26 protein-coding genes, 1 tRNA gene and 1 riboswitch are annotated in these 20,824 nt (G+C 60.2%); of the genes, 19 read left to right on the top strand and 8 right to left on the bottom strand.

All coding sequences use genetic code 11. The features are described 5' to 3' along the window. Positions 1-61 precede the first annotated feature (61 nt). On the top strand, positions 62-484 hold the full coding sequence (locus tag BLO49_RS16380; protein ID WP_090650504.1) for an organic hydroperoxide resistance protein: 423 nt from the start codon (positions 62-64) through the stop codon (positions 482-484). A 50-nt stretch (positions 485-534) separates the two neighbouring features. Here BLO49_RS16380 and BLO49_RS16375 read toward each other — a convergent pair whose 3' ends face one another. The 4 genes from BLO49_RS16375 to metX all read right to left on the bottom strand — a co-directional run bounded on the left by BLO49_RS16375 (position 535) and on the right by metX (position 4,595). After that, complete coding sequence (locus BLO49_RS16375; RefSeq protein WP_170828373.1) at positions 535-1,428, bottom strand: DUF4440 domain-containing protein; 894 nt, start codon at positions 1,426-1,428, stop codon at positions 535-537. A gap of 79 nt (positions 1,429-1,507) precedes the next feature. Then, positions 1,508-2,404: a TIM barrel protein gene (locus BLO49_RS16370; RefSeq protein ID WP_090650500.1), complete on the bottom strand. Its 897-nt coding sequence runs from the start codon at positions 2,402-2,404 to the stop codon at positions 1,508-1,510. A gap of 36 nt (positions 2,405-2,440) precedes the next feature. Then, positions 2,441-3,610 carry a cystathionine gamma-synthase gene (metB, locus tag BLO49_RS16365; protein WP_090650499.1) on the bottom strand — a complete coding sequence of 390 codons (1,170 nt, stop codon included), beginning with the start codon at positions 3,608-3,610 and terminating at the stop codon, positions 2,441-2,443. A 1-nt stretch (position 3,611) separates the two neighbouring features. Then, on the bottom strand, positions 3,612-4,595 hold the full coding sequence (gene metX, locus BLO49_RS16360; protein ID WP_090650497.1) for a homoserine O-succinyltransferase MetX: 984 nt from the start codon (positions 4,593-4,595) through the stop codon (positions 3,612-3,614). Positions 4,596-4,680: 85 nt separating this feature from the next. Next, positions 4,681-4,825, bottom strand: a riboswitch (SAM riboswitch). Between the two features lie 163 nt (positions 4,826-4,988). Between metX and BLO49_RS16355 the strand changes: the two genes are divergently transcribed. Further along, the gene (locus tag BLO49_RS16355) at positions 4,989-5,912 is read left to right on the top strand and encodes a DUF1003 domain-containing protein (protein ID WP_090650496.1); all 924 of its coding nucleotides are present in this window, start codon (positions 4,989-4,991) and stop codon (positions 5,910-5,912) included. On the opposite strand, the gene BLO49_RS16350 is transcribed toward BLO49_RS16355, so the two are convergent. After that, a complete protein-coding gene (locus BLO49_RS16350) occupies positions 5,909-6,817 on the bottom strand; it encodes a DMT family transporter (RefSeq protein ID WP_090650494.1) in 909 nt (302 codons plus the stop codon). The genes BLO49_RS16355 and BLO49_RS16350 overlap by 4 nt on opposite strands. 62 nt (positions 6,818-6,879) lie before the next feature. After that, positions 6,880-7,401 (bottom strand): hypothetical protein, encoded by a 522-nt coding sequence (locus BLO49_RS16345; RefSeq protein ID WP_139159725.1) that lies wholly within the window; start codon positions 7,399-7,401, stop codon positions 6,880-6,882. Positions 7,402-7,594: 193 nt separating this feature from the next. Here BLO49_RS16345 and BLO49_RS16340 point away from each other — a divergent pair, with 193 nt between their 5' ends. The 4 genes from BLO49_RS16340 (at position 7,595) to BLO49_RS16325 (ending at position 11,104) form a co-directional block, all read left to right on the top strand. Beyond that, on the top strand, positions 7,595-9,265 hold the full coding sequence (locus BLO49_RS16340; protein WP_090650491.1) for an amino acid kinase family protein: 1,671 nt from the start codon (positions 7,595-7,597) through the stop codon (positions 9,263-9,265). Continuing rightward, complete coding sequence (locus BLO49_RS16335; RefSeq protein WP_090650490.1) at positions 9,266-9,616, top strand: MmcQ/YjbR family DNA-binding protein; 351 nt, start codon at positions 9,266-9,268, stop codon at positions 9,614-9,616. It abuts the gene before it with no gap. Beyond that, positions 9,613-10,446, top strand: a complete 834-nt coding sequence (rlmJ, locus tag BLO49_RS16330) for a 23S rRNA (adenine(2030)-N(6))-methyltransferase RlmJ (RefSeq protein WP_090650489.1) — start codon at positions 9,613-9,615, stop codon at positions 10,444-10,446. The genes BLO49_RS16335 and rlmJ overlap by 4 nt, the downstream gene beginning before the upstream one ends. Positions 10,447-10,546: 100 nt before the next feature. Next, a complete protein-coding gene (locus BLO49_RS16325) occupies positions 10,547-11,104 on the top strand; it encodes a hypothetical protein (protein WP_139159724.1) in 558 nt (185 codons plus the stop codon). Here BLO49_RS16325 and BLO49_RS16320 read toward each other — a convergent pair. Further along, entirely contained in the window at positions 11,101-12,027 is a 927-nt protein-coding gene (locus BLO49_RS16320; RefSeq protein ID WP_170828372.1) for an endonuclease/exonuclease/phosphatase family protein, read from the bottom strand. The two genes, BLO49_RS16325 and BLO49_RS16320, sit on opposite strands and share 4 nt — an antisense overlap. A 103-nt stretch (positions 12,028-12,130) precedes the next feature. Here BLO49_RS16320 and BLO49_RS16315 point away from each other — a divergent pair, with 103 nt between their 5' ends. The 4 genes from BLO49_RS16315 to BLO49_RS18455 all read left to right on the top strand — a co-directional run bounded on the left by BLO49_RS16315 (position 12,131) and on the right by BLO49_RS18455 (position 14,848). Then, positions 12,131-12,610: a DUF4112 domain-containing protein gene (locus tag BLO49_RS16315; RefSeq protein WP_090650603.1), complete on the top strand. Its 480-nt coding sequence runs from the start codon at positions 12,131-12,133 to the stop codon at positions 12,608-12,610. A 68-nt stretch (positions 12,611-12,678) separates the two neighbouring features. Then, complete coding sequence (locus tag BLO49_RS16310; RefSeq protein ID WP_090650485.1) at positions 12,679-14,343, top strand: DUF2793 domain-containing protein; 1,665 nt, start codon at positions 12,679-12,681, stop codon at positions 14,341-14,343. Positions 14,344-14,347: 4 nt separating this feature from the next. After that, complete coding sequence (locus tag BLO49_RS16305) at positions 14,348-14,554, top strand: DUF7940 domain-containing protein (protein WP_090650484.1); 207 nt, start codon at positions 14,348-14,350, stop codon at positions 14,552-14,554. Between the two features lie 123 nt (positions 14,555-14,677). Then, positions 14,678-14,848 carry a hypothetical protein gene (locus tag BLO49_RS18455; protein ID WP_170828371.1) on the top strand — a complete coding sequence of 57 codons (171 nt, stop codon included), beginning with the start codon at positions 14,678-14,680 and terminating at the stop codon, positions 14,846-14,848. A gap of 63 nt (positions 14,849-14,911) precedes the next feature. Here the strand turns inward: BLO49_RS18455 and BLO49_RS16300 are convergent. Next, positions 14,912-14,986, bottom strand: a tRNA-Thr gene (locus tag BLO49_RS16300). A gap of 163 nt (positions 14,987-15,149) precedes the next feature. Between BLO49_RS16300 and BLO49_RS18450 the strand changes: the two genes are divergently transcribed. From BLO49_RS18450 to BLO49_RS16260, 9 genes are all read left to right on the top strand, one after another. After that, a complete protein-coding gene (locus tag BLO49_RS18450; RefSeq protein ID WP_170828363.1) occupies positions 15,150-15,320 on the top strand; it encodes a hypothetical protein in 171 nt (56 codons plus the stop codon). A gap of 90 nt (positions 15,321-15,410) precedes the next feature. Then, positions 15,411-16,703: a UDP-N-acetylglucosamine 1-carboxyvinyltransferase gene (gene murA, locus BLO49_RS16295; protein WP_090650483.1), complete on the top strand. Its 1,293-nt coding sequence runs from the start codon at positions 15,411-15,413 to the stop codon at positions 16,701-16,703. Then, a complete protein-coding gene (locus BLO49_RS16290; RefSeq protein ID WP_090650482.1) occupies positions 16,704-17,159 on the top strand; it encodes a DUF2948 family protein in 456 nt (151 codons plus the stop codon). 80 nt (positions 17,160-17,239) lie between these two features. After that, on the top strand, positions 17,240-17,698 hold the full coding sequence (locus BLO49_RS16285; protein WP_090650480.1) for a UPF0262 family protein: 459 nt from the start codon (positions 17,240-17,242) through the stop codon (positions 17,696-17,698). A 301-nt stretch (positions 17,699-17,999) separates the two neighbouring features. Then, positions 18,000-18,518, top strand: a complete 519-nt coding sequence (locus tag BLO49_RS16280) for a porin family protein (RefSeq protein ID WP_170828370.1) — start codon at positions 18,000-18,002, stop codon at positions 18,516-18,518. A gap of 168 nt (positions 18,519-18,686) precedes the next feature. Next, complete coding sequence (gene infA / locus BLO49_RS16275; protein WP_023450735.1) at positions 18,687-18,908, top strand: translation initiation factor IF-1; 222 nt, start codon at positions 18,687-18,689, stop codon at positions 18,906-18,908. A gap of 12 nt (positions 18,909-18,920) precedes the next feature. Further along, positions 18,921-19,499, top strand: coding sequence for a Maf family protein (locus tag BLO49_RS16270; protein ID WP_090650479.1), 579 nt, complete (start codon positions 18,921-18,923; stop codon positions 19,497-19,499). Further along, positions 19,496-20,503, top strand: a complete 1,008-nt coding sequence (locus BLO49_RS16265; protein WP_090650477.1) for a ribonuclease E/G — start codon at positions 19,496-19,498, stop codon at positions 20,501-20,503. The genes BLO49_RS16270 and BLO49_RS16265 overlap by 4 nt, the downstream gene beginning before the upstream one ends. Next, positions 20,500-20,736, top strand: a complete 237-nt coding sequence (locus BLO49_RS16260; RefSeq protein ID WP_090650476.1) for a DNA gyrase inhibitor YacG — start codon at positions 20,500-20,502, stop codon at positions 20,734-20,736. Before BLO49_RS16265 ends, BLO49_RS16260 begins: the two co-directional genes overlap by 4 nt. Positions 20,737-20,824 lie beyond the last annotated feature (88 nt).

The raw sequence follows: 20,824 nt of genomic DNA, 5'->3' as shown, positions 1-20,824 counted from the left end.
TGACATCAAATTGTGCGCAATATAATTGTTCATTATTGAATTTAACGAAGGAGACTGACCAATGACTGAATCTGTAACCGTTCTGTACACCGCCCACGGCAAGGCCACCGGCGGCCGCGAAGGCACCGCCTCGGCGGGCAATCAAAACCTGAAACTCTCGACGCCGAAGGAGCTGGGGGGCGCCGGTGGTGACGGCACAAATCCGGAAGAACTGTTCGCCATGGGTTATGCCGCCTGCTTCATCGGTGCCTTGAAAGCGGTGGGCGCCGGCCAGAAGATCGCCGTGCCGGCCGATACCCACATCGAATCCAGCGTCGGCATTGGCAAGATCAGCCACGGCTTTGGCATTACGGTCGAGCTGAAGATTTCCCTGCCGGGCTTGTCACCGGAAGTGGCTGATAAGTTAATTAACGACGCGCACCAGGTTTGCCCGTATTCCAACGCCACGCGCGGGAATGTCGACGTAAAGCTGTCGCGGATATGAATTGACCTGATCTACAGGATAAAGCCCTCCGGTTTTCCGGAGAGCTTTTGTTATGCGGCGGGTTTTACCGGATGATAGATATCAGCGATGATATGCCAGTCGGCAGCGTTCGGGCCGTCCTTGCGCCAGACGCGGATATAGTAGCCCTGAATGGTGGCGTCATGATTGTCCGTGGCGGAATGTCCCCAAGTATAGCCGAAATCACCGGCCTTCGAGACGCCCTGGCCCTCAGGTGTCCAGGCGAGTCCCTGGGGACGGGCATCGAGGATCGGCAGGCGGGATTCCAGCGTCTGGGCCGGCGCGCCACTCTCCTGGCTGGCTATGCTCGGCGGCACGAGGAAGCCATTATAGGCCGTGGTGGCGGCCTGTACGGTCAGGGCCTTGTTGAGCGTGACATCGGCGGCCATCATTTCGCCGGCGGCGGTGCCGGGGCTGTCGCTTGTGCCGTGAGGAATGAAGTCGGTATAGGTCGGTTGTTTCGGCGGCAGGGCATCAACGGAACCACTGCCGGCGCGCGTATCGATCAGCCATTTCCATGAGCCGTCCGCCTGCTTTTGCCAGACCGTGAAGAACCAGCCGCCGTCTGGATTGTCGCCATACGTCCAGCCGCCGAGATCATAGGCGAGATCGCCAGACGACGAAATGCCGAGCCGCGCCGGCCACCATCTGAGTTGCGAAGGCGGCTCGTTTGGAGTGGCGGCTAGGGCAGCGGCGGTTGTGTCGTGCGTCCGTTCCGGCGCGGGACCGAAGGTCAGGGCGTCCGGCGCCGAGAACTCATGGAAGCCGGCATTGAAGCCGTGTTCGGCGGTGAAGGCGTCAAAGGCGCGCTCGGCAGCGATGACCTCTTCGGAAGGCAGGGGCGGCGGCGCGGGCGGCGCCTTTTTGGCAAAGGCCGGCGCGGCCAATAGGCCGCTGGTCAGAATGCCGATGACAACCTTTTTCATGCAGACCCCCATCTAACCCATACAGATTATAATGCGCCGCAATATGAATTTGACAAGGGGCGTGCGCCGGAAAAGGGAATCAAGCGAATCCGGCCGCTATAGACAGGGCCATGGCGTCGCTGACAGCGCGTTTGTAGTCGTTGTCGAGCGGGTAATATTCCAGCCCCATCGGTCCTTTATAACCGGCGGCCCGGATGGCTTTCAGCAGGTTGACATGATTGACCTCGCCGGTGCCGGGCTGGTGACGGCCGGGCACATCGCCAAGCTGGACGTAGCCGACCTGATCGATAGCGGCGGTGAACTTTTCGATCAGATCGCCATCTTCGAGTTGCATATGGTAGAAGTCCCATTGCAGTTTGATCATCGGCGAATTGACGGCGTGCAGCATGGCCACTGCCGGACGTGAACCATTCAGCAGATGGCCCTGATGATTGACTGTATTGAATGGCTCGATAAGCGCCGTCAGGCCGGCCTGTTCCAGCAGCGGGGCGATCCGCATCAGGCCCGTCGTATAGCCGCTCAGCATGGCTTCGCGCGACATTCCGTCGACAATGTGATGCCCGACCAGGGTGATGGCCTTGCAACCGAGAATGGCCGAGTCGGCTATGGCCTCGCGGATCATGGCCGTGAGGGCGTCATGATTGGCCGGATCGGAAAAGTTCGGCGCCGCGGGCGCGTATTGTGTAAGCGTCAGGCCATTGGAATCAAGCAGGGCACGGGCCTTCGTGGCGTCCATGCTCTCTTCATTCTTGGCACGCCGCACCGGCCAGAACTCCACCTGTGTGAAGCCGATTTTTGCCGCCAGCGCGAAACGACCGGCGAACGGCGTATCCATGAACCAGGTATCGAGATTACAGGCAAAGGGTTTAAGCGCCATACGGATGTCTGTCGCCGCCGCTGCCGGCGTATTCAGGGCCGGGGTTGTGGCCGCCAGTCCGGCCAGGGCGAAAGCCGCCCGGCGCGTCAGATTGCTCATAAAGTATCTCCCTGTTTGGCAGACACCTTATGATGGTCAGGCGATTTGCGCCAGCCCGCGTTCGAGGGCGGCGATCAGGTCGGGCGCTTCTTCCAGTCCGATCGACAGGCGGATGAGACCGTCGCTGATACCGGCCGTGGCCAGGGCTTCGGCCGACATGGCGGCATGGGTCATCGAGGCCGGATGGACGATCAGGCTCTCGATACCACCGAGTGATTCCGCCAGCGAAAACAGCTCGATATGATCGAAAAGCTGCTTGACCGCTTCCAGCCCGCCGGCCAGTTCGAAACTCATCATGGCGCCGAAACCGGCCTGCTGCTTTTTCGCCAGTTCGTGCTGCGGATGCGAGGGCAGGCCGGGATAGTGGACAGTCTTGACCTTTGGGTGGGCATAAAGGAACTCGGCCACGGACTGAGCCGATTGCTGCTGCTGGCGGACGCGCACGAACAGGGTGCGCACACCGCGTAAGGTCAGGTAGCTGTCGAACGGGGCGGCGGTGGCGCCGACGCAGTTCGCCCACCAGCGATAGAGCGTCACGTCTTCCGCCGTGGTGCAGACCAAGGCGCCGCCAATCACATCCGAGTGGCCATTGATATATTTAGTCGTCGAATGAACGACGAAATCGGCGCCGAACCTGACCGGGTTTTGCAGGGCGGGCGACAGGAAGGTGTTGTCCACGGCCACTTTCGCGCCAGCCTTGTGGCCCAGGGCGATCAGCTTTTCCAGATCGATCAGGCGCATCAGCGGATTGGAGGGCGTCTCCAGCAGGAACAGGGCGGTCGGTTCGGACAGCGCGGCCTCGATTGCCGCGTCATCGCCCTGATCGACATAGACGACCTTGATCAGGCCCTGTCTGGCGCGAGCATTGAGCAGGCGCTGGGTGCCGCCGTAGCAATCGTGCGGCACGACGACGCGGCGATTACCGGGCAGATCCTGCCAGAGGAGGTCGAGCGCCGCCAGGCCGGAGGCGGTCATCACCGCGCCGACGCCGCCTTCCAGTTCGGCGATGACCTCGGCGATGATGTCGCGGTTCGGGTTTCCCGACCGGCCATAGTCGTAGGTCCGCTTCTTGCCGAAGCCCTCGAAGCTGTAATTGGTAGTCAGGTAGATCGGTGGCATGACCGCGCCATGCGTCGGATCAGAATCGATGCCGATATTGATGACCTTGGTGCCGAGGCCGGCATTCTTGAGATAGTCTTTGGACATGTTACTTTTCGAGAGACGTGCGAACAATATCGGAAACGAGCTTGATTTCCTTAAGGAAAGCATCGTGACCATAAAGTGAGGGGAAGTCGTTGAAAACGCTGTCGGACAAGGCTTCATGCAGCGCCTTCATGTCTTCGTAAGGCACCAGCCGGTCGGTGGGAACGGCGGCCAGGAAGACCCTGGCCTTGATCTTCGACGGATCGACGCGGTGGCGGTCAAGGCTGTCGGACATAGAGATCCAGCGGTTGACGTCGGTGGCGGTATAGGCGTCACCACGGGCGCGCAGATAGCCGCAGACGACATAGTTGCCGCCGGCCGCTTCAGGCGGCGGGCCGTCGAAGCGTTCGGAAAATTCGGCGTCGGAACGATAGGTCGTCATGGCCAGTTGCCGGGCCAGGGAGATGCCATCCTGCGGCCGGCCGGTCTCTTTTCCGAATTGCAGCAGGCGGCGTTGCAGGCCGCGGAAGGCGGTCGCCATCGGATGGGCACGGTGGGCGGCGGAGATCACGCACAGGCGCTCGACGGCATCCGGATAGAGCTCCGCAAAGGCCAGGCCGATCATGGCGCCATAGGAGGCGCCGATAAAGCTGTAGATTTTCTCGACGCCGATCTGATCGAGCAGCAGCTTTACCAGTCGCGCCTGATCATGCGTAGTGATGGTATAGACCTGGCTGGCCGGCAGACGCGGGGCAAATTCGATGGAAAGAACTCGGAAACGGTTGAGATCGAGCGCTTCGCCCGGACCGGCGACGCCTTCCCACCAGCCGGGGGCGGTGTCGGTGGTGTCTTCCTTGGCGAACAGCACGCGACCGGCCGAAATGCCGCCGGCGGCCACCACCATAGGCGCGTCCTTCGGGCCATAGAGCCGCGCGACCACATCCTCTTGTTCCAGCTTCATGCCGCTTTGCAGGCGGAAATCGGCGGGAATAGGAGCGATGATATCGGTGCCAATCAGGTCGGGCGCTGAAAAGGTGAGAGCGTTCATGGTGTGTCCGGTCACGGGTTTAGATAATCATCGTGACCAGTCGAGAGAAGGGGACGCACCCGCGCAAAGGCGGATCATGTCTCGTCTCTCATCTGTCAGGGCTTTCTTGCTTTATCGCTTTCGCAAAAACGCGAAAGCTTGGGCAGCCCCGTAGGAGTTGGCACCATACCAGATATCTGGCGGTTGCCCCAGCGTCGTCGGGCCTTTCCCTCGGCTGGTCTCGATGAGTAAGGCCTATATGCGCAAATGCTGCGCTTGCGTCAAGTAGCTGACAAAATCTGCCAGCGCTGAAAATAAGACGGCCAACGAAATTGTCTTTGAAAAGTCATGAAATTCTTATAGCGACGCCTTAAGCGGCAAACAGCTTTGGCTGCGGGTTTGGGGAGAGGGTGCATGACAGCAGGCACACTGACATCAGGTACGGACAACACAGACACGACCGTCCCTTCGGATCACATGGCTGAAACGGAAGCCATGGCCGAAGCCATGAGCCACAGCATTTCCGAGGCGAAGGTCAAGGCCCTGCGCCTGCGCGATGCCATTTCCGGCACGACCCTGAAAAAGAAGGACGCCGTGCGCATTGACGATCTGCGCCCGACCCTCGTCGATTATATCCGTATGGACCACCCGCAAATCGGCTCTGATGACTATATCAGCCGTAAATCCGTGGATGAGTATCGTGGTCGTTATATCTCGGAATTGCTGGTTAATGAACGGGGGGAACTTTCGACTCTTGAGGGGGATGTTGTTGAATCTCTCCGCACCCACGATACCCTGGCCGAGAATATTGAAGAGGACTACGACGAAACCCGGACGCTGGGGGACAGGGTCGCAGATCGGGTGGCCAGCTTCGGTGGGAGTTGGACCTTCATCATCTCTTTCAGTGCTTTTCTGGGCGTCTGGATGGTTATCAATGTGGCGCTTGGGCAAAAGAACGCCTTTGACGCCTATCCCTTTATCCTGTTGAATCTGGTGCTTTCGACGATCGCTGCCCTGCAGGCGCCGGTGATCATGATGAGCCAGAGGCGAACCGAAGCCAAGGATCGTCTGCGGGCGCTGAATGAATACAAGGTCAATCTGAAAGCCGAACTGGAGATTCGCCATCTCCACGAAAAGGTGGACCACCTGCTTAACCGGCAATGGGAGCGCCTGACTGAAATCCAGCAAATCCAGGTGGAGATGATGCTTGAACAGGGCCGCAAGGCCAGCAAGGTCGTCAAGGTGCGGCGGGTGGTGAAACGCAAGGCGAAGGGAGCGAAGAAGTCTCCGCGGACGAACACGCCGGCCGAGCCAGCCGCCGACACGGACGCTGTTTAGGTTTTAGCCGGACGCAGACGGCTCCATTCCGACAGGACGATGCCGCCGCAGACCAGTGCCAGAGCCACCAGATGGAAGCCGTGCAGCGGTTCACGCAGGATCAAAACAGCGAGGAATACGCCGAAGATCGGCAGCAGATTGATGAACAGGCCGGCGCGGTTGGGGCCGATCAGTTCGATGCCGGCGATATAGGTGGTCGAGGCCAGCAGGGCGACGAATAGCGAAGCATAGACAACGACGCCCCAGCCGGTGACGTCCGGCGCGCCAAAAGGATGGGTAAAGGCGCGCCAGATCAGGAAGGGCACGCAGGTCACGGCGCCACCGATGCAGGGAATGGCCAACAGGCTCTGCCAGTGGATCATCGGCTTCCATTTCAGGCTGATCGTATAGCCGCCATAGACAAGGATAGCGCCCAGCATCATGACGTCGCCGATATTGAGCTTGAGGTGCAGAAGCTGGTGGATATCGCCGTGGCTGGCGGTGATCAGCACGCCGGCGAAGGTCATGACGAAACCGACAAGCTGAGCCGCCGTCGCCTTGATGCGGAGCAGCAGGAAATTGCCGAGGAAGATGATCAGCGGAATCCCGGCCTGCTCGATCATGACATTGACCGCCGCCGTCTGGGTAAGGGCGGAATAGAGCAGGATATTGAACAGGGCAAAACCGCTGGCGCCATAGCCGAACAAAAGCGGCCAGTGATGTTTGATCACCGGCCAGTCGGCTTTCAGGTGCTTGATCGAAAGCGCTGTGATGACCAGGGCGGCGATGGACCAACGCAAAGTGGTCAGCAGGATCGGATCGATATGGCCGGCGGCGATCTTGCCCGCCACGCTGTTTCCGGCCCAGATCAGGCTGGTGAGGGTAAGGAGGCCATAGGCCCGGAACAGAACGGCGCGACTGTGCATGGGCCGGTTATTAGCGGCATATCGGGATTGACTGCAAGCTGTTATAGGCTGCGTCTTCTTGGCTAAAGGCAGCCTTCAGTATACCGGATTGATCGCCCGCCCGCTGATATGAGCCAGACTTTACGCTGAATATCCGTCTTGAAACGGATGCCCGAAACATCTTCCTTTACCCACAAGGTCAGATTGAGCGCCGGCGCTTCTTCAAAATCTGCCGGTTCGATCTTCAGATTTGTGTAAGCGGCTTTAACATCGGTCTCGGAGCTGCCGATACCAATGCCTTGAAACGTTTTCACCTCACTTGGCTTCGTAATGAGTACGCTTGTGAGGCGGCGCTTTTCGAACAAAAGGAACAAGCCGCCGTAACCGGCGGGCTGTATTTGCGCGCATACATCAGGATCGTCGCTAATCTCATCGTCAGTAAGGTTAAGCTGAGCGTCGATAGCCTTGGCGGCCTGTTCGACCGTCATGCCGATTTTTAGTGGTCCGATGCCGTCGGGGGAAATGGTCCAGCGTGGTGCTGCTTGTGCATTCGCACATGCCAGCACAAAAAAGGCGATAAAAAGCGCTGCCGATAACTTGTGCATCCCATCCCCTATGCCCACCCTGATCATATGTCAGTTGTTTTGAATTGTCATCCTGGCTGACGGGTGAAGATTGCTTTCCAGATGATTGCGTCCGTAACCAACATCAAGAATCTTAACGGTAAAGACGTTTTTTCTTGGCTCCGGCGCCAAAGTCTTATAGCGACCGTGCAAATTGGTCTGAAACGGGTGAATTATGTCTGTCCTGGTCGTTAAATTCGGTGGGTCTGTGCTGACGAGCGAAAGCGCGCTGCAACGCGCCGTCTCAGAGATTTACCGCTATGTCCGCGACGCCCACAAGGTGATCGCCGTGGTTTCGGCCTTCAAGGGCCAGACCGACCAGCTTCTGCGCCTGGCCGGCAGCTACACGCAAGCCTCGGTCTCCTCGGCCACGCCGCACCTGGTGGCGACCGGCGAAATGCGCGCCGCCACCCTGCTGGCCATGGCCTGCGAGCGCTCCGGCATCGTGACGCAGTTCCGTTCGGCCAACGAAATCGGCCTGATTGCCGAGGGCGAACACCTGAACGCCAATCCGGTCTCTATCAAGTCCGAAGTGCTGACCGGTGACCTGGCAAAGGTCGATCTGGTGGTTGTGCCGGGCTACGTAGCGGAAAACGCCGCTGGCGAGCCGGTCCTGCTTGGCCGCGGCGGCTCCGACCTCACCGCTGTCTATATCGCCAAGGCGCTCGGTGTCACCGCCCGCCTGATCAAGGACGTTGATGCCGTCTATGACGCCGACCCGGCCACTGTCGGCGATTCCGCAAAGCCTTATGAGTCGCTCAACTGGGAAGAGGCGCTGAAGATCGCCTTCCCGGTGGTGCAGGGCAAGGCCATGCGCTTCGCCGCCGATAACGGCCTGACCGTACAGGTGGCCGGCCTGGCGCGCAGCTATGAAACCACCCTCGGCACTGAGACGGTCTACCGCAAGGCGGCCGTGCTGAAGCGCCCGATCCGCATTGCCGTGATGGGCGCTGGCGGGGTCGGCTCGAAATTCCTGGAGCGCTGCCTGGAATGGCCGGAAATGATCGAGGTCGATCGCATTCTGGTGCGCGATGCCTCGAAGCGCCGCGATCATCCGCTGGCGGCGAAATTCACCTCGGACGCGCGGTCGTTCGTGCGCAATGATGTCGATGTCTTCGTCGATATCGGCACCGGCGTGTCGCCCTCAGCCGAACTGTTGGAAGGCTTCCTCAAAGCCGGCGTTTCGGTCACCAGCGCCAACAAGCAGGCCGTGGCCGCCTCGGCGGATAAGTTACGTGCCGCCGCCAAGGCTTCCGGCGCCATGCTGACCTATTCGGCTTCGGTCGGTGGCGGTGCCCCGATCATCGAGGCGCTGAAACGCGCCGTGGCCACTGGTCACAAAATCAAATCGCTGGCGGGCGTGCTCAACGGCACCTCCAACTTCGTCATCGACCAGGTGGAGTCGGGCAAGACCTTCGATGCGGCCATGGATGAGGCGCGCCGTCTGGGCTTTGCCGAGCCGGATTCAACCGCCGATCTCGACGGCACCGATGTCGGCGCCAAATTGAAACTGCTGCGCGAAATCGCCTTCCCCGGCCAGACGCCGAAACATATCGAGGTCGGCCAGATCACCGAGGACTCGCTGGTCATTCCGAAAGGCAAGGGGCTGCGCTATGTGGCGCGCGCCTATCCCACAGCCGACGGCCTGCAAGGATCGATGAAGCTGGAAGTGCTCGACGCCGATCATTATCTCGTCGGTGCGCGTGGCGAGCAGAACCGCGCGATCATCGAACTGGATAATGGCGAAACCTGGTACGTCACGGGCAAGGGCGCGGGCGCCTGGCCGACCTCGGAATCGCTGCTGGCCGATACCCTGCAAATCGCCCGCGAGATGCCGCTCAAGTAGATGACGCCAGTCGCTTTCAACGCCTTCTGCGCCACCTTGCCTCAGTCCACCCATGTGGTGCAGTGGGGCGGGGCGGATGTCTGGAAGGTGGGGGGCAAGGTTTTCGCCATCGCTGGCTGGACGGAGGATATCGGGCTGTCGGTCAGTTTCAAGGTGACGCCGATCGGCTATGAGATCCTCAGCGATGCCGAGGGTTGCCGACCGGCGCCCTATCTGGCTTCACGCGGCATGAAGTGGATTCAGGCGCGGGGCATTGCGGATGATGACCTGAAGGCTCATGTGCGCGGCTCTTATGATCTGATCGTGGCTGCCCTGCCGAAGAAGACGAAGCGCGAACTGGGACTTTCATGAATTACCGTCACGGCTTCCACGCCGGAAATTTCGCCGATCTCGCCAAGCACGCCGCAATGCTGACCCTGCTGCGCCTGCTGCGTAACAACGAAAAGCCGCTGCTGGTGGTCGATACCCATGCCGGTGCCGGTTATTATGACCTGTCCAATCCGGATTTTGCCCGCTCGAAGGAAGCCGAGGCCGGCATCAAATACCTGATGGGGCGCGACGTGCCGGAAAGCCTGAAGCCCCTGGCCGATTATGTCCGGGCTAAGAATGCCAAGGCGGGGTTCAAGGGACAGATTGGCATCTATCCCGGTTCGCCGGTGCTGATCCTCGATCATCAGCGCGCCGGTGACCAGTATGTCGGCTGCGAACTGCGCGATGATGATTACCGCCTGCTGCATGACCGCATCGAACCGCGCGGCCAGGCTATCAAGGCCGATGGCTACAAGGTGGCCCTGCAAACCACCGAGGGCGATGAGGATTTGCTCTACCTGATCGATCCGCCCTTCGAGAAACCGGACGATTACAAACGCATCACCGAGACGGTGCGCGATGTACTGACTTTGCGGGCGGATGCGCGCTTCCTGATCTGGCTGCCGCTCAAGGATCTGGAAACCTTCGATTCGTGGCTGCGTCACATGGAGCGTGAAATCGGCGAAATGGCTCCGATGGTGGTGGCCGAACTCCGCCTGCGCCCGTTATGGAACCCGATGAAGATGAACGGCTGCGCCCTGGTGACGGTCAATGCGCCGGACGACTTCGCACCGCTTTTAACGGCAATCTGCGAAGACGTGGTGGCGACCTTTGGTGAAGCCAGCGGTCAGGCGCGCATACGGATTTTATGATCGCCAATCTTTTGTGATCGCTCGCCATATTGGCGATTTATGCCCCCTATGCTATGTTGCGCCGCAATATTCCCATAACCCAGAGGCCGAGATGTTGAGCATGACCGATTATCCTACGCCGAAATTTCCCGCCACGCCGGAAGAGGTCAAGGCGGCCTCCGAAAAAGTGGTGAACTTCTGGGTCGGTGCGCTGTCGCCGATGTGGGTGCCCTTCTGGGCTGCTTCCAGCTTCGGCCTGGGCGCCTGGGCGATGACGCAAAGCCTCAGCAAGAGCGAAGGTTTGCTGAAGGACATACCGCAAATGACCGACCTCGCCGGAAAATGGCCGGGCTTCGGTGTTTGGGGAGCGTCAACGGCCGCTGCGGAACCTGTGGCCAATGCGGCTGAAAAGGAGGCCAGCGCCATGGCCGATAAAACAGCGGATGTGGCAAAGGCTACTGTCAAGGTCGCCGCGGAAGCCGTAGAAAAGGCAACGGATACAGTCGCGGAGGTCGCGCCGGAACCTGAAGTGGTCTTTGATCCGGTGATTGAAGCCCCCGTGGCGGTCAGTGATCCGGCGGTGAAAGCGCCGGCCGTTCTTAAAGCGGCCGCCAAGGTCGAACCCAAGCCGATCGCCAAGGCCGTCTCGGCTGTGAAGAAGCCCACGAAAAAGGTTTAAGCGCCCGCCGGCCGGATATCGACCACAATCGGCCGGTGGTCCGATCCGTTATCCGGCCCCACCTTGCGGCGTGACAGGCTGAAATGCTTGCCGGCGAAAGCGTTGTCGATGCCGATGCGCAATACGCCCGGCAATACCGATGGCCATGTGCCGATCGGCGCCGCCATCGGCCTGAAACCCATGTCGTGCGCGAAATCCTGTAACAGATAGGCGCTTAGGTCAGAGTTGAAGTCCCCGACCATGACTGTGTTCGGGCGCTGATCCGCTGTTATGTCTGCCCGCAAACGCATCATTTGCGACGACTGGCAGTCATGGGTCTCGATCTTCGGCTGGCAGAGATGCACGACCGCCAGGTGCATCAGGCCCTGGGGCGTGCGGATATCGAGCATGTCGAAGCTGTATTCCGTATCGCCGCGATGGCTTGCCAGTATTGGGTAACGTGAATAGACGACCGTATCGCGGTATTTGTACTGGTAAGGATAGCGGCGATTGACCGTCGGCGTGAATTTGGGATCGGTCAGGTTTTCAACCGTGGCGATGATGTCAGGCTTTTCCGCATCCACCCAGTCCAGCAGGCGCTCGGGCGTTTTGTTGTAGATATACAGGTTGGAAAACATCAGCCGCACAGCAGGCACCTTGTCCGGCGCCGGAGCTTGCGTCACGAAGGCTTGCGGCGCCAGGGCCAGCAGCCAGACGCCACTGGCGACCGCACCGAGCCGCCAGGCGGTTTTTTCACGGATCAGCCAGAAGGCGATGGTCAGACCCACTGTCAGTGTCAGAAACGGCAGGGTGAAGATATCGATGAGATAGAGCAGGGGGTAATGAAAGGTCTTGAGGCAGATCAGTCCGCCCGCCAGTGACAGGGCTGATGCGCCGATGCACAGACTTGACCAGCTTGTTCTGAGGACAGTGATCACGCGCATCTGAGTCCAATCAGTATTGACAAAAGCGGTGTCCGCCCCGCTACTGGTTAATAGTGCCAGTCTGTAGCGTCTATATGTGTCGATCCATTGGGGGGCAAGGGCCATGTTCGCAAAAACACATGACGAAGTGCGGCGCATCTATGACTCGGTCGATACGGTCAAGCGACTATCCGATCGCATCATCGGCATCGGACCGATCAATATCATCGGTCTGGATGGTATTTTGGCCTGGTTTCCGGGCGTAGCACCCGTCTATTCGGTGCTGGCCGGCGGGTTTATCCTCCTCCAGGGGCTACGCGCGCGCTGCGACCCGGTAACCCTGGTGGCCGCCTTTATCGTTCTGGCCATGGATAGCGGCATCAGCGTGTTCGATGGTATTATTCCGGTAATCCCTGCCGGCAGTATCCTGGATACCTTCTTCCAGGGGCATCTCTATGCCGCCCACATGATCCAGAAGGATATCGATAAGACGCTCTTTATCGAAGGTAGCGCCTCCCAGGCCCACCGGGACGGCAGTCATCAGGACAATATCGGCGAAATGCGCGCCACAAAAGGCAAGAAGCGGCTTGTCTATCTCGGATAAATAATCCCCGCTGATCGTTACCGCCTCATCCTTCAGGCATCTGTCCATTCCTGAAGCAAAGGTGAGGCGTGAGCGATACGACACCCCGACTCCAACTGCCGCTGATCGGCGATCACAGCCAGAAGCGCATTGTCATGAACGCCGGCCTGATGCGGCTGGAAAGCCTCGTCCAGGCGCAGGCGCTCAGCCGAACCCTCAGCGCGCAACCGGCCACGCCTGCCGACGGTGACAGCTATATCCTGCCGGCCACCCCCACGGGTGCTGCGTGGGCGTCGCTTTCCGCCGGCACTTTTGTGCGCGCCGAGGGCGGCATCTGGGAAACGGTCGTCTTTCCCGAAGGTGCCATTGTCTTTGTCAAAAGCGAAGGCGTTTTCCTGCTGCGCACGGCCTCGGGCTGGACGGCGTTCGAGGACGCGATCAAGGCGCTGGCCAATCTTAGTCGCCTCGGTGTCGGCACGACGGCGGATGCCTATAATGTGCTGGCCATGAAGGGGCCGGCGGCGCTGCTCAGCGGCAGGACGGTGGCCGAAGGTGGTAGCGGCGACATTTCGCTGACCCTCAACAAGGAGGCCGATGGCAACAGTGCGCAGATACTGCTGCAGAAAGGCTATAGCGGCCGGGCCATCATCGGACTGCTTGGCAATAATGATCTGACTTTGAAAGTTTCAGGCGACGGGGCGGCGTGGCGCAATGCCCTCACGATCAACCGTTTCAGTGGTCGCGCGCGCTTCGCCAAGGGCAATTTTCAGACGCCCCATATTCCCGCGCGTAATTACGTGACGGGCGCGGCCTGGCTGGTCAGCACCAGCGCCGCTGACAACGGCTGGCGATCGCTGTGCTGGTCGGCGGAGCGGGGGCTGTTCTGCGCTGTCAGTGAAACCGGCACGGGCAATCGCGTGATGACCTCACCGGACGGCATTACATGGACGGCGCGGACCAGCGCGGCCGATAATAACTGGCTTTCGGTCTGCTGGTCACCAGAATTGGGGCTCTTCTGTGCGATTGCCAATTCCGGCACAGGTAACCGCGTCATGACCTCACCGGATGGCATCACCTGGACGGCCCGTTCAAGTGCAGCCGACAATGCCTGGCGCGGCATATGCTGGTCGCCGGAGCTCATGCTGTTCTGCGCGGTGGCGGCGACGGGGACGGCAAACCGTGTGATGACCTCGCCTGACGGCATCACCTGGACAGCGCGCGCCAGCGCCACTGACAATAACTGGATATCCGTCTGCTGGGCGCCGGAACTGGGCCTTTTCTGCGCCGTCAGCGACAGTGGCACAGGCAATCGTGTCATGACTTCCCCTGACGGCATCATCTGGACCGCGCGCACTAGCGTGGCGGACAATAACTGGCACGGGGTCTGCTGGTCGCCTGAACTGGGGCTTTTGTGCGCCGTGTCCGTCACCGGTACGGGCAACCGGGCCATGACGTCGCCGGACGGGGTGGCCTGGACAGGCCGCACCAGCGCCGCAGACAATACCTGGCAAAGCGTCGCCTGGTCGTCTCAACTCGGCCTGTTTTGCGCCGTCAGCGACTCGGGCACTGGCAATCGCGTCATGACCTCACCGGACGGCGTCAACTGGTCGACCCGTTCAAGCGCTGCCGACAATGGCTGGTATGGGGTCTGCTGGTCGGCCGAACTGGGCCTTTTCGCCGCCACCGCCAATACCGGGACAGGCAACCGCGCGATGACTTCCGTTTCAATGTTCAAATTTCCCTACAGGAGCTAATCAAATGAAGCTGATTGATAACTGGCGTGCGACCCTGAAAGCCTATTCGACCTGGGCGCTCGGCGCGGTGGTGGCCATCCCCACAATCTGGTTACAGGTGCCGGACGAACTGAAGGCACTGATCCCGGCACAGGGCATGGCGAAGATCACCGTGCTGGTCGCCGTGGCCGGCCTGATCGGCCGTTTCGTCGACCAGGGGCACGATCAGTAAGCCGGTGACGGCGCGGTCGTCCGGTTTATTTACACCGTTTTTGCGGGATTAAGCCTAGGCTGGTATCGCGTCATCACTCACGAAAAGCTATTTATCGTAACAATTCATTACAAGGATAGCTTCATGTTCCGCATCGATTTCAATTTTACCCAACGCACATTTGATGATGGCCGGAAGAGCCAACACGTCAGCGACGCGGTGTTTCGCCGCAAGCTTGATACATCGGATACCTTGCGCCATATGTGCGGCTTTGATTCCGAGCTCTTTCTGGCGATAAACGGCCTGAAAAATTAGAGAAGGCAAACTTGTAAGGAGAGGGTTGGTGCTTCCCCAACCCTTTTCAGGGTCGGGGAAACGTGGTGCCACGTGAGAGACTCGAACTCTCGACCTCAGCCTTACCAAGGATGCGCTCTACCACTGAGCTAACGCGGCGAACGGGGACGCGAACGTCACCCGAGGCGGGGGCTATAGCCAAAGTTTGTGAAAAGACAAAGCGAAAAATGCGCGGGCCGGGTCGAAAAATCATCCCGCTTGCAATTAATCCCCGGATTTCTTAAGCCCTGAGCCTCTCGTCCCAAACCGAGTGGCTTTTTTTATGTCTGAAATGCCCAAAATTCCGAAACGCAAGCTGACCCAGGCAGAGATGCGCGCTGCGCGTCTTCAGTCGGCCCTGCGTGATAATCTGCGCCGCCGTAAGGCCGCTGCCGCCACCCCTGACGAACAGGCTGCCGCTGATAACGAAAAAGGGAAGCAAAACGAGTCCTAAAAGCGCAAGCATGTATTGCGCAAGGCTTAATGTCATGTAGAACCGCGTATTCGCCGCTTTGGCGCCAAGGTTCGAGTTACAGGCCGGTTCATGGATCGCATAGCTATCGAGGGGGGCACCCCTCTTTTCGGAGACATTCCCGTTTCGGGCGCAAAGAATTCCGCCATCAAGCTGATGGCCGCGTCCCTGCTGACTTCCGAACCGGTGCGCCTGACCAATATGCCGCGCCTGGCCGATACCCGCCTGCTGGGCAGGCTTCTCACGCGCTTCGGCACCCAGATCACCGAATCGGATGGCGCGGACGGCCAGGAAACCCTGCTGCATACCCCCGAAATCACATCGGCATTTGCGCCCTACGACCTGGTGCGCCAGATGCGCGCCTCGTTCAACGTACTGGGGCCTTTGATCGCCCGTACCGGCCATGCCAAGGTCTCCTTGCCCGGCGGCTGCACCATCGGCGCCCGTCCGGTTGATCTGCATTTGAAGGCGCTGGAAGCCCTGGGCGCCCATATTGATATGCACGAAGGCTATGTTTTCGCCCAGGCGCCGCGCGGCCTGAAGGGCGCCGAGATCGAGTTCCCCTTCGTTTCCGTCGGCGCCACCGAACACGCCCTTATGGCCGCCGTACTTGCCCACGGCACGACCGTCCTGAAAAACGCTGCCTGCGAACCGGAAATCTCCGACCTGGCCGAATGCCTGAACGCCATGGGCGCCAAGGTCTCTGGCCACGGCACCACCACTATCGTCGTGGAAGGCGTCGCCAGCCTGCATGGCACGGACTGGTCGGTGATCTGCGATCGCATCGAGGCCGGCACCTATGCCGTGGCGGGCGCCATGGCTGGCGGTGAGGTACGCCTGACCAAGGTGCGGCCGGAACTGATCTCCATCCTGCTCGATAAGCTGGTCGAGGCGGGCTGCGAGGTCCATCGCGGCTTCGATACCGTCACCATCAAGCGCTCCGGCGCCATCAAGCCGGTTGACGTGACCACCGATGTCTATCCCGGTTTCGCCACCGATCTCCAGGCGCAGTTCATGGCTTTGATGACCCTGGCCACGGGAGAGAGCGTCATCAAAGAGACCATCTTCGAGAACCGTTTCATGCACGTCCCTGAACTGGGCCGCCTGGGCGCCGATATTCGTGTCACCGGCAGCGAAGCCCGCGTCCATGGCGTGGCGGAACTGCGCGGTGCGCAGGTGATGGCCACCGACCTGCGGGCTTCGGCCTGTCTGGTGATCGCCGGTCTGGCGGCGCGTGGCGAAACCACGGTCAACCGCGTCTATCACCTGGATCGCGGCTTTGAGAATCTGGAAGGCAAGCTGTCGGCCTGCGGTGCGAAGATACGCCGCATCAAAGGCGACACGCCGGTCATGGAAGACGAATAGATGGGGCTTTTCGGGCTAGGAAAAGCGCCGGCAAAGCCCTTGCGCCTGATGGCGCAGGACGCCGACGACCTGCCGGCCATTTCGGCCCTGGTGCAGGATGCCGCCCTGCGCGCCGGCGACCTCAGCTATGATCCGGCCGGCCGTCACTTCACCCTGCGCATGAACCGCTTCTGCCACGAGGCCGGAAAAGGCATTCCCTTGCGTGCGCCGAGCGTCCTGCGGGTTTCGGGCGTGACGGCGGTCAAAATGCGCGGGCTGGATATCAAACAGGCGAACCTGCCGCTGAGCCTGCTCGATATTGCGGTCGAGCCCCTGGAAGCGCCTGCCGTTGCCCTGATCCTGCGTTTTGCCGGCGCGAGCCACCGGGACATCCGCATCGAGGCGGAATGCATCGACGTACTCCTGCTCGACCTCGCCGCCCCGCGCCGCGCCCGCAGTACGCCGGAGCATTTCTGACCCTTTGGGACTTGCCCTTGCCAAATCAGGCGCAGTTATGCTCATCCTGCTTTGGGACCGAAAGTGAGAGGTTTATTGCCATGCGTATCGCCCGGATCGACATCGATGAAGCGTCCTTAAGCGCGCCCTCGGACCAGGTGGAGCACGAGCGCAAGGTCGCCATGTTCGACCTGATCGAGAAGAACAGTTTCGTGCCCGAAGGTGTGGCGGAAGGGCAGGGGCCGTTCGACCTGCGGCTGGCCCTGGAAGACAACCGGCTGGTTTTCGATATCACCGGGCCGGACTTCGCCCGCAAGATTATGCTGTCTCTGGCGCCTTTCAAGATGATGCTGCGTGATTACCGCCTCATCTGTGAAAGCTATTACGAGGCCCTGAAGAACGCCACGCCGGCGCAGATCGAGTCAATCGATATGGGCCGCCGCGGTGTCCATAATGAAGGCGCCGAACTGCTGGCCGAGCGACTCAAGGGCAAGGTGGCCATCGATCATGAGACGGCGCGACGCCTGTTTACGCTCGTCAATGCATTGGTGCGAATCTGAGTCGGCATATTTTTCCTATCTTTATGATTTTATTACATTTATTTCATTCATCTTCGTTCAGCAACGAGGCGTGAATCGGGCTAAAACCGGCCACATATCACACGGTTCGCCTTAATCGGGGCGGAAGGGTGACCATAAGGTCTTATTTGGCCGCAAAGACCTCAAAAAGACCCTGCAATCGCCCCACGAAGGCCCGCCGGCATCGCCATATTGAACTCGGACGACATGATGCCAAATGGCGAAGATCGTCCGGCCCGCATTCTCCCCGGTGCGTGACCAGTTCAAATATGGAGCACATGCTATGAAGACCCTTCTTATCGCCACGGCTGCCGTGGCCACCCTTGCTATCGGTTCGGCTGCCAGCGCCCAGGACGTGGGCCATGTCTACGGTTCGCTTGGCTATCAGCAGACCGACAATGACAACACCGATTCCAAGCTGGGCAGCGTCAATGCCCGTGTCGGCACAAAGATCACCCCCCATTTCGGCGTTGAAGGCGAAGCCGCTTTCGGCACCAACGATGACAATGGTGTTGGCGGCAATTACAAGCTGACCAACAAGGCCGCTGTCTATGGCGTTGGCTACCTGCCGGTATCGCCGAGCTTCGACCTGATCGGCCGCGTCGGTGTCTCCGACACCGATCTTAAGGCGCCGGCCGCTGCCGGCAAGATGGAACAGGGTACCGCGCTCGATTACGGCATCGGCGGCCAGTACCACATCAACCCTGAATATGCCGTCCGCGCCGACTATACGCGTTCGGATTTTACCGGTGACAAGGGCAATGCCGATACGGCCACCCTCAGCCTCGTGAAGAAGTTCTAATTCCCCCCTCCGGAACCTCTTCACTTCAAACGCGCCTTGCTTCCCCCGGCAAGGCGCGTTTTCCTTTTTGGGCTTTCCACTGGCTGCCTTTGGGTATAAAGGGCGCAATCTGATATTTTGAGCGATGTGAGTCCGGTTGAGGATTCCGTCCGCATCCAGAGGGGCCGTATGGCAAAAGAAGAACTGTTGGAATTTCCGGGCACGGTCGTTGAACTGCTGCCGAACGCCACTTTCCGCGTCAAGCTGGAAGAAAGCGGCCATGAAATTATCGCCCACACTGCCGGCAAGATGCGCAAGAACCGCATCCGCGTGCTGGCCGGCGACCGTATCCTGGTCGAAATGACGCCCTATGACCTGACGAAGGGTCGTATTACCTACCGCTTCAAGTAAGTTAAGCGCCTGATGGCTGAGCGCGCGAACCTGATTTTGGCCAGCGCCAGCCCGCGCCGCCGCGATCTTCTGGCCCAGATCGGGATTGTCCCTGACCATATCGCGGCGGCTGATCTTGACGAATCCCCACTGAAAGATGAAACCCCGGCGCAACTGGCGCTGCGTTTGGCTGTCTCCAAGGCGCAGGCAGTGGCGGCCGTAACGCCCGGATATGTTCTGGCGGCCGATACGGTCGTCTGTGTTGGGCGCCGGGTACTCGACAAGGCCGATACCGAAGCCGACGTGGCGGCCTGCCTCAAATTGCTCTCCGGTCGAGGCCACCGCGTCTATACCGGCGTGGCCGTAGTCAGCCCGGTCGGTAAATTGGCGTCTCGCCTGGTCGAGACCCGCCTGACCTTCAAGCGACTGAGTGACGTCGATATTGCCGCCTATCTGGCGTGCGGCGAGGGGATCGGCAAGGCCGGTGGCTACGCCATCCAGGGCCTCGCCGGCAGCTATGTGACCCAACTCGTCGGCAGCTATACCGGCGTCATGGGATTGCCGCTTTACGAGACGCGCTGCCTGCTCGATGGCGCGGGCTACAGGCCGTGATTACCCTGCATTATGAAAGCCGGTTCGGGCTGGCGCGCGGTGCGGTCTGCATCAATGGCCTGCCGCATCTCTATGCCGAGGGTTATGAATTCAATCAATCGTTGACTATGGTTAATGTCCGCTCGGTGGCCCGCCTGAAAAGCAAGGCCGGGGGCCTGGCCTTCTTGGCGCTGGCCGATGGGAGCGAGGCCGTGCTTGATGTGCCGCAGGAGGTCTTTGCCAAGTTGACCGAAGGCACGGCGCTGGAAGTCGAGATCATTGCCGAATCACGCGTGGAGAAATTGGCGCGGGCACGCTTGATCGGGCCTGCAACCGGCGAGCCGCGCCGGATATCTCCGGTTCAATCCCTAAAGGATCGCTTGCTGGCGCGCGCCGCCGAGCTGGGTGAACATGTTGAATCAATCGTTGATTTTGATGTTCTCGATGCGGCGGAAGACGCTGCGCTCAATCCGTCAGAACCATTACCGGGCGGCGGTTATCTCAGCGTTGAGCGCACGCGCGCCCTGATCGCCTGTGATGTCGATTCGGCGGGCGGGGAGGGCATCACCACGCCGAAGGCTTTCGCCAAAGCCTGCAATGAGCGCGCCGTCAGCGATATCGGCCGACGGCTGCGGCTTTCCGGATTGGCTGGATTGATCGTCATCGACCTGATCGGCAAGCGGCATGATGCCGGGCGTTTGCATAGTCTGCTGCGGGCGGGTTTCGGCCCGGAGGCGGACAAGCTTATCCTCGGTCCGGTCGGCAAGTTCGGCACGCTGGAATTTGTCCGCCCGTGGGGCGCCACGCCGCTGATGGATACGATTCGATCGCCCATCCGGGCGGCACACCTGTTGCTGCGCGAAGCCGTGAAGCGCGCCGGGGGAGCGCCAGGGCGGCTGCTGACCTTGCGCGCGCCGGCGGCCGTACTAGATATTATCCGTCCGCTGCTGGCAGCGTCGCATGATCCGCTGTCGGCGATCATCCGTCTGGAAGCCGCAGTCCAGCATGAGGTTGTTATCATATGATCCGTAAATGCACTCGCTGTCAAAAGCCTTACGGCGAGGCGCTGGAAGGCGTGGCCAATGCCGCGAAAAGCTTCGCGCCGTTCTGTTCCAAGCGCTGCGCCGATGTCGACCTGGTCCACTGGCTGAAGGGAGATTACGTCATCGATGGAGGCGGCAGCCTATCTGTCAGCGAGGAAGACAGCGATGCCGGACTGACTTCGGCGACCTCATCAGAGGATGATGTGGAAGACTGACAGTTTTTCGGAAATCCTTGTCTTTTTCGTCTGGACAAGGGGATATAGCTCCCCTATAGACCTGCCTCCGCCCCAGGCGCCGCGAACA

The organism is Asticcacaulis taihuensis (genome assembly GCF_900100255.1).
In the GTDB taxonomy this organism is placed as follows: domain Bacteria; phylum Pseudomonadota; class Alphaproteobacteria; order Caulobacterales; family Caulobacteraceae; genus Asticcacaulis; species Asticcacaulis taihuensis.
This window is presented reverse-complemented; position numbering and strand designations above follow the sequence as displayed.

Excerpts from the sequence above, each read along its gene's own strand:
- BLO49_RS16325 (WP_139159724.1), top strand. The coding sequence starts at position 10,547 with ATGACCGATTATCCTACGCCGAAATTTCCCGCCACGCCGGAAGAGGTC.
- BLO49_RS16270 (WP_090650479.1), top strand. The coding sequence starts at position 18,921 with ATGGCTGAGCGCGCGAACCTGATTTTGGCCAGCGCCAGCCCGCGCCGC.
- BLO49_RS18455 (WP_170828371.1), top strand. The coding sequence starts at position 14,678 with ATGTTCCGCATCGATTTCAATTTTACCCAACGCACATTTGATGATGGC.
- BLO49_RS16280 (WP_170828370.1), top strand. The coding sequence starts at position 18,000 with ATGAAGACCCTTCTTATCGCCACGGCTGCCGTGGCCACCCTTGCTATC.
- metX (WP_090650497.1), bottom strand. The coding sequence starts at position 4,595 with ATGAACGCTCTCACCTTTTCAGCGCCCGACCTGATTGGCACCGATATC.
- rlmJ (WP_090650489.1), top strand. The coding sequence starts at position 9,613 with ATGAATTACCGTCACGGCTTCCACGCCGGAAATTTCGCCGATCTCGCC.
- BLO49_RS16335 (WP_090650490.1), top strand. The coding sequence starts at position 9,266 with ATGACGCCAGTCGCTTTCAACGCCTTCTGCGCCACCTTGCCTCAGTCC.
- BLO49_RS16350 (WP_090650494.1), bottom strand. The coding sequence starts at position 6,817 with ATGCACAGTCGCGCCGTTCTGTTCCGGGCCTATGGCCTCCTTACCCTC.
- metB (WP_090650499.1), bottom strand. The coding sequence starts at position 3,610 with ATGTCCAAAGACTATCTCAAGAATGCCGGCCTCGGCACCAAGGTCATC.
- BLO49_RS18450 (WP_170828363.1), top strand. The coding sequence starts at position 15,150 with ATGTCTGAAATGCCCAAAATTCCGAAACGCAAGCTGACCCAGGCAGAG.
- BLO49_RS16285 (WP_090650480.1), top strand. The coding sequence starts at position 17,240 with ATGCGTATCGCCCGGATCGACATCGATGAAGCGTCCTTAAGCGCGCCC.
- BLO49_RS16305 (WP_090650484.1), top strand. The coding sequence starts at position 14,348 with ATGAAGCTGATTGATAACTGGCGTGCGACCCTGAAAGCCTATTCGACC.
- BLO49_RS16370 (WP_090650500.1), bottom strand. The coding sequence starts at position 2,404 with ATGAGCAATCTGACGCGCCGGGCGGCTTTCGCCCTGGCCGGACTGGCG.
- BLO49_RS16345 (WP_139159725.1), bottom strand. The coding sequence starts at position 7,401 with ATGCACAAGTTATCGGCAGCGCTTTTTATCGCCTTTTTTGTGCTGGCA.
- BLO49_RS16375 (WP_170828373.1), bottom strand. The coding sequence starts at position 1,428 with ATGAAAAAGGTTGTCATCGGCATTCTGACCAGCGGCCTATTGGCCGCG.
- infA (WP_023450735.1), top strand. The coding sequence starts at position 18,687 with ATGGCAAAAGAAGAACTGTTGGAATTTCCGGGCACGGTCGTTGAACTG.
- BLO49_RS16355 (WP_090650496.1), top strand. The coding sequence starts at position 4,989 with ATGACAGCAGGCACACTGACATCAGGTACGGACAACACAGACACGACC.
- murA (WP_090650483.1), top strand. The coding sequence starts at position 15,411 with ATGGATCGCATAGCTATCGAGGGGGGCACCCCTCTTTTCGGAGACATT.
- BLO49_RS16340 (WP_090650491.1), top strand. The coding sequence starts at position 7,595 with ATGTCTGTCCTGGTCGTTAAATTCGGTGGGTCTGTGCTGACGAGCGAA.
- BLO49_RS16290 (WP_090650482.1), top strand. The coding sequence starts at position 16,704 with ATGGGGCTTTTCGGGCTAGGAAAAGCGCCGGCAAAGCCCTTGCGCCTG.
- BLO49_RS16315 (WP_090650603.1), top strand. The coding sequence starts at position 12,131 with ATGTTCGCAAAAACACATGACGAAGTGCGGCGCATCTATGACTCGGTC.
- BLO49_RS16380 (WP_090650504.1), top strand. The coding sequence starts at position 62 with ATGACTGAATCTGTAACCGTTCTGTACACCGCCCACGGCAAGGCCACC.
- BLO49_RS16260 (WP_090650476.1), top strand. The coding sequence starts at position 20,500 with ATGATCCGTAAATGCACTCGCTGTCAAAAGCCTTACGGCGAGGCGCTG.
- BLO49_RS16320 (WP_170828372.1), bottom strand. The coding sequence starts at position 12,027 with ATGCGCGTGATCACTGTCCTCAGAACAAGCTGGTCAAGTCTGTGCATC.